At 71.0% G+C, this 14,753-nt stretch carries 11 protein-coding genes; all 11 read right to left on the bottom strand.

The annotated features are described in order from the left end of the window. Positions 1-51 precede the first annotated feature (51 nt). Positions 52-1,125, bottom strand: coding sequence for a polyprenyl synthetase family protein (locus D7044_RS15130; RefSeq protein WP_120673709.1), 1,074 nt, complete (start codon positions 1,123-1,125; stop codon positions 52-54). 145 nt (positions 1,126-1,270) lie between these two features. Next, positions 1,271-2,824, bottom strand: coding sequence for an NADH-quinone oxidoreductase subunit NuoN (gene nuoN, locus D7044_RS15125; RefSeq protein ID WP_120673710.1), 1,554 nt, complete (start codon positions 2,822-2,824; stop codon positions 1,271-1,273). 118 nt (positions 2,825-2,942) lie between these two features. Continuing rightward, entirely contained in the window at positions 2,943-4,478 is a 1,536-nt protein-coding gene (locus D7044_RS15120; RefSeq protein WP_120673711.1) for an NADH-quinone oxidoreductase subunit M, read from the bottom strand. A gap of 64 nt (positions 4,479-4,542) precedes the next feature. Continuing rightward, positions 4,543-6,501, bottom strand: a complete 1,959-nt coding sequence (nuoL, locus tag D7044_RS15115; protein WP_120689321.1) for an NADH-quinone oxidoreductase subunit L — start codon at positions 6,499-6,501, stop codon at positions 4,543-4,545. Positions 6,502-6,512: 11 nt separating this feature from the next. Next, positions 6,513-6,812, bottom strand: coding sequence for an NADH-quinone oxidoreductase subunit NuoK (gene nuoK, locus D7044_RS15110; RefSeq protein WP_120689320.1), 300 nt, complete (start codon positions 6,810-6,812; stop codon positions 6,513-6,515). Further along, on the bottom strand, positions 6,809-7,579 hold the full coding sequence (locus D7044_RS15105) for an NADH-quinone oxidoreductase subunit J (protein ID WP_120673713.1): 771 nt from the start codon (positions 7,577-7,579) through the stop codon (positions 6,809-6,811). Before D7044_RS15105 ends, nuoK begins: the two co-directional genes overlap by 4 nt. Then, positions 7,576-8,217, bottom strand: a complete 642-nt coding sequence (nuoI, locus tag D7044_RS15100) for an NADH-quinone oxidoreductase subunit NuoI (RefSeq protein WP_120673714.1) — start codon at positions 8,215-8,217, stop codon at positions 7,576-7,578. The genes D7044_RS15105 and nuoI overlap by 4 nt, the downstream gene beginning before the upstream one ends. A gap of 1 nt (position 8,218) precedes the next feature. Next, positions 8,219-9,571, bottom strand: a complete 1,353-nt coding sequence (nuoH, locus tag D7044_RS15095) for an NADH-quinone oxidoreductase subunit NuoH (RefSeq protein WP_120673715.1) — start codon at positions 9,569-9,571, stop codon at positions 8,219-8,221. A 52-nt stretch (positions 9,572-9,623) separates the two neighbouring features. Beyond that, positions 9,624-12,131, bottom strand: a complete 2,508-nt coding sequence (locus D7044_RS15090; protein ID WP_120689319.1) for an NADH-quinone oxidoreductase subunit G — start codon at positions 12,129-12,131, stop codon at positions 9,624-9,626. A gap of 57 nt (positions 12,132-12,188) precedes the next feature. After that, on the bottom strand, positions 12,189-13,505 hold the full coding sequence (gene nuoF / locus D7044_RS15085; protein WP_120673717.1) for an NADH-quinone oxidoreductase subunit NuoF: 1,317 nt from the start codon (positions 13,503-13,505) through the stop codon (positions 12,189-12,191). Beyond that, entirely contained in the window at positions 13,502-14,668 is a 1,167-nt protein-coding gene (gene nuoE, locus D7044_RS15080; RefSeq protein WP_120673718.1) for an NADH-quinone oxidoreductase subunit NuoE, read from the bottom strand. Before nuoE ends, nuoF begins: the two co-directional genes overlap by 4 nt. Between the last annotated feature and the right edge of the window lie 85 nt (positions 14,669-14,753).

Genomic DNA, 14,753 nt, shown 5'->3' with positions numbered 1-14,753 from the left:
CCCGATCCCTGACGCAAATCTCTTGATCACCGTGACGAACCGGGGGGGGGGTTAGCTGGTGCGGTCGGCTACGAAGTCGCAGAGGGATTCGAGAGCGCGGCGGGCCGGGTTCTCGGGCAGGGGCGCGAGCTTCGCGCGGGCGTCCTCCGCGTAGCTGCGTACCGTCTCCCGGGCCCGCTTCATCGCCGGGCTCTCCCGAAGCAGACCGAGCGCCTCGGCGTGCAGGTCGTCGTCGGTCACCGCGCCGGCGCCGAGGATCTCCCGCAGCCGGACGGAGGCGGCGTCGGAGTCGTCCCCCGCGCGGGCGTAGAGCACCGGCAGGGTCGGTACGCCCTCCCGCAGGTCGGTGCCGGGAGTCTTGCCGGACTGGACCGACTCGGACGCGATGTCGAGCAGGTCGTCGGAGAGCTGGAAGGCGACGCCGATCGTCTCGCCGTAGCCGGCCAGCGCCTCGGTGTGCTCAGGGGACGCACCGCCGAAGAGGCCGCCGAAGCGGGTCGAGGTGGCGATCAGCGAACCCGTCTTCCCGGCGATCACCTCGAGGTAGTGCGCCACCGGGTCCTCACCGGGGCGGGGCCCGACGGTCTCGGCGATCTGCCCGTGCACCAACTGCGAGAAGGTGCGCGCCTGCAGGCGTACCGCCTCGGTGCCCAGGTCGGCGGCGACGTCGGCGGCCCGCGCGAAGAGGTAGTCGCCGACCAGGATCGCCACCGAGTTGGTCCACCGGGAGTTGGCGCTCTGCGCGCCCCGGCGCACGGCCGCCTCGTCCATCACGTCGTCGTGGTAGAGCGTCGCCAGGTGGGTGAGTTCCATCACCACCGCCGCCGGTACGACCGGCGCGGCGGCCGGGTCACCGAACTGGGCCCCGAGCGCCACCAGCAGCGGCCGGAACCGTTTGCCGCCGGCCTCGACCAGATGCCGGGCGGCCTCCGTGACGAACGGGTCGGCGCTGGCGACGGTCGACCGCAGCTCGGTCTCGACGGCCTCCAGCACAGCCAGCACGGACTCCTCGAGGCGGGGATCGGCAAGGTAGAGGCCGAGTTCCCCGAACTGACCCGCGCCACGCCGGTTCCGGCGGACGCCGGAGCCGGTGGCACCTGTACCCTCGCCAGCCGGTTTCACCACGGTTCAACCATGCCACACGCGTTCGACCAGCCCCGGGCCGGGGATGCATGCGCCGAGGAGCAGCGACCAGGCCCGTCCAGCGGTGGGCACGGATGCACGAAGGCCGGTACGTCGTGGCGTACCGGCCTTCGGGTGGAGCTTTTCGTCATCTGACGAATTCGGCGGCTCCGGTGGCCAGGTCGAGCAGCGGCGCCGGGGCGACACCGAGGACCAGAGTGGCCACCACGCCGATCATCAGCGCCGCCGCGGTGAGCCCACCCGGCACCGCGACCGTCGGGGTGGACTCGCCGGGCTCGGAGAGCCACATCATCACCACGACCCGCAGGTACGGGAACGCCAGCACCATGCTGGTCAGCACACCGGCGATCACCAGCCAGGCCCGCCCCTCGGCCAGCGCCGGCCCGAAGATCGCGAACTTGCTGGTGAAGCCGCTCGTCAACGGGATGCCGGCGAAGGCGAGCAGGATGAACGTGAACACGCTCGCGAAGAACGGTGAGCGTCGTCCCAGCCCGGCCCAGCGGGACAGGTGGGTGGCCTCCCCGTCGCCGTCGCGAACCAGGGTCACCACGGCGAACGCGGCGAGCACCGAGAAGCCGTACGCGACGAGGTAGAACATCGTGCCGGAGAGCCCGTCCTTCGACGGCGCGAGCACGCCCACCAGCAGGTAGCCGGCGTTGGCGATGGAGGAGTACGCGAGCAGCCGCTTGATGTCGGTCTGGGTCACGGCGAGCACCGCGCCGACCAGCATGGTCAGCACCGCCACGACGCCGAGAACCGGGGCGAAGTCCCAGCTGGCGCTGGCGAACGCCACCTGGAAGACCCGGAGCAGGGCACCGAAGGCGGCGACCTTGGTGCAGGCGGCCATGAACCCGGTGACCGGGGTCGGCGCGCCCTGGTAGACGTCCGGCGTCCAGACGTGGAACGGCGCCGCGGCCGCCTTGAAGAGCAGCCCGATGGCGAGCAGCGCCATTCCGGCGAAGAGCAGCACCCGGCTGGCCGGCGACTCGTTCACCGCCGCGTTGATGGTGGCGAAGTCGACCCCGGCCGACCGGCCCGGGATGCCGGAGGTGAAGCCGTAGATCAGCGCGACGCCGAAGAGGAAGAACGCCGAGGCGTACGCGCCGAGCATGAAGTACTTCAGCGCCGCTTCCTGGCTGAGCAGCCGGCGGCGTCGGGCCAGCGCGCAGAGCAGGTAGAGCGGCAGCGAGAAGACCTCGAGGGCGATGAACATGGTGAGCAGGTCGTTCGCCGCCACGAAGATCAGCATGCCGCCGATGGCGAACGTGACGAGCGGGTACACCTCGGTGGCGCCGTCGGCGCCCTCGGCCTGCCGCCGGTCCTCGGGCGACTCGGCGGTGACCGCCGCGTGCGCCACGAAGGCGCCGCCGCGCTCCACCACCCGCTCACCGATGAGCAGCAGCGCCATCGCGGCGAGCACCAGGATCCCGCCCTGGAGGAAGAGCGCCGGCCCGTCCACGGCGATCGCCGAGCCGGCCGTGATCAGCCGGTCGTCGCTGTTGAGCACCACCATGGTCAGCGCGGCGAGCACCGCGAGCAGGGCCAGCGACAGCTGCACCAGGTGCCGCCTGTGCCGGGGCACGAACGCCTCGACCAGGACACCGAGCAGCGCGGCCCCCAACATGATCAGGATCGGGGCGAGCGCCGCGTAGTCGATCGACGGCAGCTTCAGTTCACTCACCGGGCCAACCTTCCGTTCGCGACTGGGTCGCCGTCTGCTCGCGCCTGCGGGGCTCGCACTGCCCGCGCCTCGCGCCCGTGCCTGGGCTCGCTCACGATCGCTCGTTCAGCCTTCCCGCTCACCGGCCGGCCTCCTGGACGGTGGTGACCACCGACGGGGCGGGGTCGGTCTTGCCGATGTCGTCCATGGTCGCCTGGACGGCGGGGTTGATCACGTCGGTGACCGGCTTCGGGTAGAAGCCCAGCACCACGATCAGCGCGATCAGTGGCGCGATCACCACCTTCTCGCGCAGGTTGAGGTCACGCCGCATCCCGTCGATCTGGGTCAGTGCCGGGTTGAGCGTGCCCTGCGTGGTGCGCTGCACCATCCACAGCACGTATGCCGCCGCCAGGATGATGCCGAGGGTGGCGATCACCGCGACCGGCTTGTTCACCGTGAACGAGCCGACCAGCACCAGGAACTCGGAGACGAAGGGCGCGGTGCCGGGCAGCGCCAGCGACGCCAGACCGGCGAAGAAGAGCACCCCGGCGAGCACCGGGACCAGCTTGCCGGCCCCACCGAAGTCGCTGATCAGCGACGAGCCCCGGCGCGCGATCAGCATGCCCACCACCAGGAAGAGCAGGCCGGTGGCGAGGCCGTGGTTGACCATGTAGAGCACCGCGCCGGTGCCGGCCTGGGTGGTGAAGGCGAAGATGCCCACGCCGATGAAGCCGAAGTGCGCGATCGAGGTGTACGACACCAACCGCTTCAGGTCGTTCTGCCCGACCGCGAGGAGCGCGGCGTAGATGATGCCGATCAGCGCCAACGCGAGCGCCCACGGCGCGAACCACTTGGCCGCGTCGGGGAAGAGCGGCAGGCAGTACCGCAGGATGCCGAAGGTGCCGACCTTGTCGAGCACGCCGACCAGCAGCGCCGCCGCGCCGGCCGGCGCTGCGCCACCGGCGTCCGGAAGCCAGGTGTGGAACGGGAAGAACGGCGCCTTGATCGCGAACGCGACGAAGAAGCCGAGGAAGAGCCAGCGCTCGGTGCCGGTGGAGATGTCCACCTGCGACAGCGCCTGCCAGTCGAAGGTCTTGCCGCCGACCACCCAGAGGCCGATCACCGCGGCGAGCATGAAGAGGCCGCCGACCAGCGAGTAGAGGAAGAACTTCACCGCCGCGTACTGCCGCTGGTGGCCGCCGTAGCTGCCGATGAGGAAGTACATCGGCACCAGCATGACCTCGAAGAACACGTAGAAGAGGAAGACGTCGGCGGCGGCGAAGACGCCGATCATCGTGCACTCGAGGACGAGCAGCAGCGCGAAGTAGGTGGGCACCGAGCGCTTCGACGACTCAGCGTCGTGCCAGGACGCGAGGATCACCAGCGGCACCAGCACCGCGATCAGCATCAGCATGACCAGCGCGATGCCGTCGGCGGCGAAGGTGAAGTGGACGCCCCAGTTCGGGATCCACGGGTACGACTCGCGGAACTGGAAGCGGTCACCGTCGACCTGGAAGGCGATCCACATCAGCACCGAGAGCACCAGCACCAGCAGCGACCAGCCGAACGCCACCTGCTTGGCCAGGTCCGGCCGCCGGCGTGGCAGCAGGGCGACCACGAGGGCACCCACCAGTGGCGCCACGGTCAGCACCGAGAGGAACGGGAAGTTGGACATTATGCGGCCTTACCTCCGTCGTCACTGCGTGGTCCGCCGGCGGGGGCGGCCGGGAAGAGGTCGATCACGCCAGCCACCCCGCCTGTACGGCCAGGAACGCCGCCACCACGAGCAGCGCGCCGGTCAGGATCGAGGTCGCGTACGACCGGACGAAGCCGGTCTGCAGCCGCCGGAGCCGGCCGGAACCACCGCCGACCGCGGCGGCGAGGCCGTTGACCAGCCCGTCCACGCCCCGGTTGTCCAGGAAGACCAGCGCCCGGGTGAGGAAGATGCCCGGCTTCTCGAAGACCGTCTCGTTGAAGGCGTCCGTGTAGAGGTTGCGGCGGGCGGCGGTGACCAGCACCCCGGCCGGCTGCGGTGCGGTGGCCGTACCGCGCCGGAAGAGGAACCAGGCCAGCCCGGCGCCGAGCACGGTCACCAGCAGCGAGAGGGCGGTGATCACGGCGTGCGACAGGACCGGATGGTGCTCCGCGTGCTCCCCGCCGAGGCCCGCGGTCGCGGTCAGCCAGTCCGGCACCGAGGTGGAGAGCAGGAAGCCCGCCCCGATCGAGCCGATCGCCAGCAGGATCAGCGGGACGGTCATCAGCTTCGGCGACTCGTGCGGGTGCTCGATCTCCTCGGTCCAGCGCTTGGGCCCGTGGAAGGTGAGCACGAAGAGCCGGGTCATGTAGAACGCGGTCAGCCCCGCGCCGAGCAGCGCGGCCCCACCGAAGAGCCAGGCCGTCCAGTCCTCCCGACCGAACGCGGCCGCGATGATCGGCTCCTTCGAGAAGTAGCCCGACAGCGGCGGGATGCCGATGATGGCCAGCCAGCCCATCATGAACGTGATCCAGGTGATCCTCATGTGCTTGGCGAGCCCGCCGAAGCGGCGGATGTCCACCTGGTCCTTCATCCCGTGCATGACCGAACCGGCGCCGAGGAACATGTTGGCCTTGAAGAAGCCGTGCGCCAGCAGGTGGATGATGGCCAGCGCGTACGCCCCACCGCCGAGGCCGACGCCGAGGAACATGTAGCCGATCTGGCTCACCGTCGACCAGGCGAGCACCCGCTTGATGTCGTCCTTGGCCGCGCCGATGATGCAGCCCATCAGCAGGGTCAGCGCGCCGACGCTCACCACCACGAGCTGGAGCGTCGTGTTCGCCGAGAAGACCGGGTTGGAGCGGGCGATCAGGTAGACGCCCGCGGTGACCATGGTGGCCGCGTGGATGAGCGCCGACACCGGGGTCGGGCCCTCCATCGCGTCCGGCAGCCACGCCTGGAGCGGGAACTGGCCGGACTTGCCGGCCGCGCCGAGCAGGAGCAGCAGGCCGAGCACGAGCACGGTGCCGCCGGTCAGCGCGCCGACGTTCGAGAAGACCTCGTCGTACTGGGTGGTGCCGAGGGTGGCGAACATGATGAAGATCGCGATGGCCAGACCGGCGTCACCGACCCGGTTCATCAGGAACGCCTTCTTGCCGGCGGTGGCCGCGCTCGGCCGATCCTGCCAGAAGGAGATCAGCAGGTACGACGCCAGACCGACGCCCTCCCAGCCGACGTAGAGCATCACGTAGTTGTTGCCGAGCACCAGCAGCAGCATGGCGGCGACGAACAGGTTGAAGTAGCCGAAGAACCGCCGCCGGCCCCCGTCGTGCGACATGTACTCGACCGCGTAGAGGTGGATCAGGAAACCCACCCCGGTGATCAGCAGGACGAAGAGCGCGGAGAGCGGGTCGAAGAGCAGACCGAAGTCCACCCGGAGGTCGCCGACCGTGATGAAGTCCCAGAGGCTCAGCTCGACGGACTTGTTCTCCAGGCCGCGCAGCTGGAAGAACGACGCGAGGCCGAGCACGAACGACACACCGATCGCGCTCACCCCGAGCCAGTGCCCCCAGCGGTCGGCGCGCCGGCCGAGCAGCAGCAGGACCGCCGCGCTGACCAGCGGGATCGCCACCAGCAGCCAGACGCTGGTGAGCAGGCCGTCCGCCGTCGCGTACGTGACGGCCCCCGCCGGCTCCGCCGGGGCGTTCGTCAGTATCTCTCCCACCGCAGGCCCCTCTAGTACTTGAGCAGGTTGGCGTCGTCGACGCTCGCCGAGCGCCGGGTTCGGAAGATCGCCATGATGATCGCGAGGCCGACCACGACCTCGGCCGCAGCCACCACCATCACGAAGAACGCCATGATCTGGCCGTTGAGGTCACCGTTGATCCGGCTGAAGGTGACCAGCGTCAGGTTCGCCGCGTTGAGCATCAGCTCGACGCACATGAACAACACGATCGCGTTGCGGCGGATGAGCACCCCGGACGCGCCGATGGTGAAGAGGATCGCCGCGAGCACGAGGTAGTAGTCGGGAGTCACTTTTCGGTGCCCTTCAGCGAAGTCTCCTGGGCGGTCAGCTCACGGACCGGCAGGATGTCCGGCGTGCTCCGCTCGCTGAGCCGGCCGTCCGGCAACCGGGCCGGCGTGGCGACCGAGCTGCTGGTGGCGAAGACGCCCGGGCCGGGCTTCGGGCCGGGGTAGTTGCCGGGCCGGAAGCGCGCCTTCATGGTGGCGATCTGGTCCATCTTGTCCTGCTTGCGCCGCTCGACGTGCGCCAGCACCATCGCGCCGACGGCCGCCGTGATCAGCAGCGCCGAGGTCAGCTCGAAGGCGAAGACGTACTTGGTGAAGAGCAGCCGGGCGATGCCCTGGACGTTCCCCTCGGCGTTGGCCTGCGTCAGGCCGGCCGCCGTGGTGCCCTCCATCGCCCGGTAGACGCCGCCGCCGACCAGCCCGGCGAAGCCCAGGCCGAGCAGGATCGCCGCGGCCCGCTGCCCGCGCAGCGTCTCGATCAGCGAGTCGGACGCGTCCCGCCCGACCAGCATCAGCACGAAGAGGAAGAGCATCATGATCGCGCCGGTGTAGACGATGATCTGCACCATGCCGATGAACGGCCCGGCCTGGAGCACGTAGAAGACGCCCAGGCAGAGCATGGTCAGCACCAGCCAGAGCGCGGAGTGCACCGCGTTGCGGGCGGCCACCATCCCGATCGCGCCGATCAGCGCGAGCGGGGCGAGGATCCAGAAGGTGACCTGCTCGCCGCCGGACACCCCGCCCGCGGCGGCGAGCACCGTCTGCGTGGTCATGCCTTGTCCCCCTTGCCCGCGGCGGCCCGCTGGGCGTGCTGCTCCGCGCCAGGGAAGGTCACCCCGGGGTGCTCCTCCACCTGGTACCGGCCCGGGCTGTTGGCGGCGCGCTCCGCGCCGGCCGAGGTGCCCGGGTTGGTCAGGCTGCCGACGTAGTAGTCCTTCTCGCTCTCGCCGAGCCGCATCGCGTGCGGCGGCTGCTCCATGCCCGGCAGCAGCGGCGCGAGCAGCTGCTCCTTCGTGAAGATCAGATCCTGCCGGCTGTCCCGGGCCAGCTCGTACTCGTTGCTCATGGTCAACGAGCGGGTCGGGCAGGCCTCGATGCAGAGTCCGCAGAAGATGCACCGCGCGTAGTTGATCTGGTAGATGCTGGCGTACCGCTCACCCGGGGAGAAGCGCTGCTCCTCGGTGTTGTCGCCACCCTCCACGTAGATCGCGTCGGCCGGGCAGGCCCAGGCGCACAGCTCGCACCCGATGCACTTCTCCAACCCGTCCGGGTGCCGGTTCAGAATGTGCCGCCCGTGGTAGCGCGGCGCCGAGACCGGCGGCTTGAACGGGTAGTCGGTGGTGACCACCTTCCTGAACATGTGCGAGAAGGTGACCCCGAAGCCCTTGAACGTTCCGGTGATCGCGCCCACGTCACACCTCCCCTGACTCCGAGCCGGCGGTGACGTTCGCCGGCTCCCGCTCGGCGACCACGCGCCTGGTGCGCGGGCTCGGTGGGATCTGAAGGTCCAGCGGCGGCAGCGGGAAGCTGCCGTGCGGACGGTTGTTGACCTGCTCCTGGACGCTCACCTTCGGCCGTGGCTTCCGGCCGGGCCAGAGCAGCGTGACGAGCAGCAGTACGCCGGCCGGAATGCCGACCGCGATCAGCTTGCCCCGGGTGTCCCAGTCCTCGATCGACCGCAGGCCGCTGAGGACCAGGATCCAGACCAGGTTGATCGGCAGCAGCACCTTCCAGCCGAAGCGCATGAACTGGTCGTAGCGCAGCCGGGGCAGCGTGCCGCGGAGCCAGACGAAGACGAAGACCAGCGCGATGACCTTGCCGAAGAACCAGAGCATCGGCCACCAACCGGAGTTGGCGCCCTCCCAGAGCGTGATCGGCCAGGGTGCCCGCCAGCCGCCGAGGAAGAGCGTCGTGGTGACCGCGGACATGGTCACCATCGAGACGTACTCGGAGAGCATGAAGAGCGCGAACTTCAGCGAGCTGTACTCGGTCATGAAGCCCGCCACCAGCTCGGACTCCGCCTCGGGCAGGTCGAACGGCGCGCGGTTGGTCTCGCCGACGGTGGCGATGAAGAAGATGACGAAGCTCGGCAGCAGCAGGATCGCGTACCAGCCCGGCGCGGGGATGTCGGTGCCGAACAGGGTCAGCTGCGTGGCGTCCCCCTGCGCGGCGACGATCCCGCTGGTGCTCATGGTGCCGGCCGTCATGAAGACCGCCACGATGCTCAGCCCCATCGCGACCTCGTACGAGATCATCTGGGCGCTGGAGCGCAGACCGCCGAGCAGCGGGTAGGTGGATCCGGAGGCCCAGCCGCCGAGCACGATGCCGTAGATGCCCATGGACGAGCAGGCCAGCAGCACCAGCACCGCCACCGAGACGTCGGTGACCTGCAGCGGCGTCCAGTGGCCGAAGATGCTCACCATCGGGCCGAACGGCACCACCGAGAGCGCGGTGACCGCGCAGATCACCGAGATCGTCGGGGCGAAGAAGAAGACGACCTTGTCGGCGGCGCGCGGGAGGATGTCCTCCTTGAAGGCCATCTTCAGGCCGTCGGCCAGGGTCTGCAGCAGGCCGAGCGGGCCGACCTGGTTGGGGCCGGGCCGCACCTGCATGTAGCCGACCACGCGCCGCTCGAACCAGACGCCGAGCAGGGTGGCCAGCACCGCGAAGACGAAGGCGAAGACGATCTTGATGAGGACCAGCCACCACGGATCCCGGCCGAAGTCGGCCAGGGTCGGGTCCTGGGCCAGGTAGACCGCGTTCATCGTGCCCACCTTTCGTTCGCGACTGCGGGGCTCACTCGCGCGCTCCTCGCGCTCACTGGGCACCCCCGGAGTTGAGCAGCGGGCCCGGGACGCCGGCCTCGTCCGCCGCCGACCGGCCGGCCGGCACGGCCGCCGTCGGGGCCGGAACGGAGATCCGGACCACCCGGCCGGAGAGCGCGCCGAGGCTGCGCCGGACGGTCGCGCCGGGCGAGTTCGTGGGCACCCAGACCACCCCGTCCGGCATCTCGGTGATGGCGGCCGGCAGCGTCACCGCGCCCCGGTCCGTCCCGACCGTCACCGCGTCGCCGTCCGCGACCCCCAGCGCCTCGGCGGTGCCCTTGCCCAGCCGCACCAGCGGCGGGCGGGCGGTGCCGACGAGGTGCTCGTCGCCGTCGAGGAGGCTGCCCAGGTCGATCAACTGGTGCCAGGTGGCGAGCACCGCCTCGCCGGCGCCCGGCTGCGGCACGGCCGCCGGCTCCACCGACGGGGCGGCCGGCCGGGCCGTCCGGGTGGGCGGCAGCGAGCCCAGCTCACGGCGGATGCTGAGCACGTCTCCGGTGCCGAGCCGCACGTCGAGCTGCGCGGCGAGCGCATCCAGCACCCGGCCGTCGGTCATCGCGGCGGTCTGCAGCACCGCCTCGAAGGTGCGCAGCCGCCCCTCCCAGTCGACGAAGCTGCCCGCCTTCTCGTCCACCGGGGCGACCGGGAAGACCACGTCGGCCCGGCGGGTCACCGCGCTGCCGCGCAGCTCCAGGCTCACCAGGAACGGCACCTGCTCCAGGGCCTGCTCGGCGAGGCGCGGATCGGCCAGGTCGGCCGGGTCGACCCCGGCGACCACCAGGGCGCCGAGCCGACCGTTCGCGGCCGCCGTGAGGATGCCGTCGGTGTCCCGACCGGCCTGGCTCGGGATGACCCCGGCCGCGATGTCCCACGCCTCACCCAGCTCGGCACGGGCCGCCGGCTCGGTGACCAGGCGACCACCGGGGAGCAGGTTCGGCAGGCAGCCGGCGTCGACCGCGCCGCGGTCACCCGCGCGCCGCGGCACCCAGGCCAGCTTGGCACCCGTACGCCGGGCGACGTCCGCGGCGGCGGAGAGGCCGCCCGGCACCTCGGCGAGCCGCTCACCCACGATCAGGATCGCGCCCTCGGCGCTCAGCGCCTCGGCGACAGTGGCGTGCTCGGCGAGCACGCTCGCCTCCTCGCCCGGCACCACCCGGGCCAGCTTGGCGCCGAGCTTCTCCAGGCCGCGGGTGGCGAACGGGGCGATCGCGTACACCCGGAGGCCGCCCTTGGTGTGGGCCTTGCGCAGCCGCAGGAAGAGGATCGGGCACTCCTCCTCCGGCTCGATGCCGACCAGCACCACCGCCGGCGCCTTCTCCACGTCGGCGTAGGTCACGTCGGTGACCCCGGCGACCGAGCTGGCCAGGAAGTCGGCCTCCTCGCGGGAGACCGGCCGGGCCCGGAAGTCGACGTCGTTGGTGTTGAGCGCGACCCGGGCGAACTTCGCGTACGCGTAGGCGTCCTCGACGGTCAACCGGCCGCCGGTGAGCACCGCGGCGCCCTGCCCGGAGTCCCGGGCGGCCCGCAGCCCCTCGGCGGCGACGGTGAGCGCCTCGCTCCAGGACGCCTCGCGCAGCTCACCGGTACGCGCGTCGCGGACCAGCGGCGTGCTGAGCCGGTCGTGCGCCCGGGTGTACTGGAAGCCCCACCGGCCCTTGTCGCAGTTCCACTCCTCGTTCACCGCCGGGTCGTCGCCGGCCAGCCGGCGCAGCACCTTGCCCCGCCGCCAGTCGGTGCGCTGGGCGCACCCGGCCGAGCAGTGCTCGCAGACGCTCGGGCTGGAGACCAGGTCGAACGGGCGGGCCCGGAACCGGTACTGGGCGCCGGTCAGCGCGCCGACCGGGCAGATCTGCACGGTGTTGCCGGAGAAGTAGGAGTTGAAGGGGACGTCACCGGCGTCGCCCTCCTCGCCGTACGCCTCGTCCCGGTAGATGTTGATCTCCTCGGCGGAGGACCGGTTCATCAGGTCGATGAACTTGTCCCCGGCGATCTCCTCGGAGAAGCGGGTGCACCGCTGGCAGAGCACGCAGCGCTCCCGGTCGAGCAGCACCTGGCTGCTGATCGGCAGCGGCTTCGGGTACTCCCGCTTGTGCTCGTGGAACCGGGAGTCGCTCCGCCCGGTGGACATCGCCTGGTTCTGCAGGGGGCACTCGCCGCCCTTGTCGCACATCGGGCAGTCGAGCGGGTGGTTGAGCAGCAGCAGCTCCATGACCCCCTCCTGCGCCTTCTTGGCGACCGGGGAGCTGAGCTGGGTGCGGACCACCATGCCGTCGGCGACGGTCTGGGTGCAGGAGGCGACCGGCTTGCGCTGCCCCTCCACCTCCACCAGGCACTGCCGGCACGCGCCGGCCGGGGCCAGCAGCGGGTGGTCGCAGAACCGGGGGATCTCGGTGCCCATCTGCTCGGCGACCCGGATCAGCAGCGCTCCCTTCGGAGCGGTGACCTCGACGCCGTCGATGGTGAGCGTGACGGTTTCCGGGGCCTTGACGACGTCAGTCATGTGCCGGCCTTTCACTCGCGACTGCGGGGCTCGCTCCGCTCGCTCCTCGCGCTCGCATCAGTGGGCTCCCACTAGCTGCTTGTCGGACAGCTTCGGCGCGGTGCGCCCCTCGATGTAGTCGAGGTAGTCCTGCTTGAAGTACTGCAGCGAGGAGGTCACCGAGCTGGTCGCGCCGTCACCCAGGCCGCAGAACGACCGGCCGAGGATGTTGTCGCAGGTGTCGAGCAGGGTGTCCAGGTCCTCGTGGGTGCCCTGGCCGGAGAGGATCCGCCGGTACACCCGGACCATCCAGTAGTTGCCCTCCCGGCACGGGGTGCACTTGCCGCACGACTCGTGGTGGTAGAACTCCAGCCACCGGTACGTCGCGTAGACCGGGCAGTCCTGGTCCGAGAAGATCTGGGTGGCCGTGGTGCCGAGGATCGAGCCCGCCGCCGCCACCGACTCGAAGTCCAGCGGCACGTCCAGGTGCTCGGCGGTGAGCAGCGGGGTCGAGGACCCGCCCGGGGTCCAGAACCTCAGATTGTGGCCGGGCTGCATCCCGCCGGCGAGTTCGAGCAGCTCCCGCAGCGTGACGCCCAACGAGCACTCGAACTGGCCCGGGTTGGCGACCCGGCCGGAGAGCGAGTAGATCATCGGGCCGGCGGACTTCTCCGTGCCCATCGTCTTCCACCAGGCGGCACCGCCCAGCACGATGTAGGGCACGCTCGCGATGGTGCCGACGTTGTTGACGACGGTCGGGCTCGCGTACAGGCCGTGGGTCGCCGGGAACGGCGGGCGGAGCCGAGGCTGGCCGCGGAAGCCCTCCAGCGAGTCCAGCAACGCGGTCTCCTCACCGCAGATGTACGCCCCGGCGCCCGAGTGCACCACCAACTCCAGGTCGAATCCGGAGCCGAGGATGTTCCGGCCGAGGTAGCCCTTGGCCTGTGCCTCCCGCACCGCGTTGCGCAGTCGCCGGGCGGCGTGCACCGCCTCACCCCGGATGTAGATGTACGCGCGGTTGGCCCGGATCGCGTACGAGGCGATGATGACGCCCTCGACCAGCGAGTGCGGATCGTGCGTCATCAACGGCAGGTCCTTGCAGGTGCCCGGCTCACCCTCGTCGGCGTTGACCACGAGGTAGTGCGGCTTGCCGTCCCCCTGCGGGATGAAGCCCCACTTGAGACCCGTGGGGAACCCGGCCCCGCCGCGACCCCGCAGCCCGGAGTCCTTGACCAACTGGATCAGGTCGTCCGGGTGGGACTTGAGCGCCTTGCGCAGCGCCGCGTAGCCGTCCAGCTTCTCGTAGGTGCCGATCCGCCAGGCGTCCGGCGAGAGCCAGCGCTTGGTCAGGACCGGGGTGAGCTTGGCCAGCGTCTCCGGCCGAGGAGTGGTCACTTCTGGACCCCCGTTTCGCTCGCGACCGCCGGGTCCGCGCCGTTCCCGCCGGCCCCGGCCTCCGCTTCCTTGAGATTGCGCTCCTGCGCCCCGGCGTCGTCGCCGGCGGGCTTGCCGTCACTGGCCGGCGGGTTGGCCGCCACCCCGGCAACCTCCGCCTCCTGCGCGTCACGCGGTGCCGGCGGCACCGAGTCGGCGGGCACCTTGGTGCCGGGCGCGTCCGGCACGGCCGTGGCCGCGTCGGGCTGCCGCGTCTCGGCGGTACGCACCTGCGGCGACTTGTCGTCCGGCGCTTTCACGTCCGGCGTGGTGCTGCCGGTCGCCCGCTCCGGCTGCGCCGGCTCGACCCCGGTGGGGGCCGAGGCGCCGTCGCCGCCCTTGACCGGGGCGTCGGGGGCCGACTTCGCGGCCGCGTCGGCCTTGGCCTTCTCCGCCGCCTCCGCCTTGGCCTTCGCCTCCGCGGCGACCCGGTCGGCTTCGGCCTTGCTCCGGATCGGCGTGTTCGGGTCGAAGCCCGGAGCCGAGATGCCGTGCTGCTGGGCGAGGCGGAGCCCGCGCAGGCTCGACTCGCCCGGGCCGCCGTCGGCGACCGCGCCCTCCCGCTCGTCGGCGAACCCGGCGAGCTGGACGGCCATCTCCTTGAGCGTGCAGAGCCGGGCGCCCCGCGTCGGCATCGGCCGGCCGCCGGCCCGCAGCTCGTCCACCACACCGACCGCGCCCCGCGGGTCGACGTTGTCGAAGAAGTCGTAGTTGACCGTCATGACCGGGCCGTAGTCGCAGGCCGCCAGGCACTCGGCGTGCTCCAGGGTGATCTTCCCGTCGGCGGTGGTCTCGTCGTGCCCGACGCCGAGGTGCTCGGCGAGGGTGTCGTAGACGTCCTGGCCGCCGAGCACGTTGCACATCGTGTTGGTGCAGACGCTGACCAGGTAGTCACCGGTCGGCTTGCGCTTGTACATCGTGTAGAAGGTGGCCACCGCGCCGACCTGGGCCTTGTTGAGGCCCAGCACCTCGGCGCAGAACTCCACGCCGGCCGGGGAGACGTAACCCTCCTCGGCCTGCACCAGATGCAGCAGCGGCAGCAGCGCCGAGCGGGACCGGTCAGCCGGATAGCGGGAGACGATCTCCCTCGCCCGCTCGCGGGTCTGTTCGGTGAAGACAGTCATCAGCGCCGCCCTTCGTTCGCGACTGCGTGATCCTCTGCCCGCGACTGCGGGGCTCGCTCCGCTCGCTCCTCGCGCGGGCGGCTGG

The organism is Micromonospora musae, from assembly GCF_003626635.1.
In the GTDB taxonomy this organism is placed as follows: Bacteria; Actinomycetota; Actinomycetes; order Mycobacteriales; family Micromonosporaceae; genus Micromonospora; species Micromonospora musae.
This window is presented reverse-complemented; position numbering and strand designations above follow the sequence as displayed.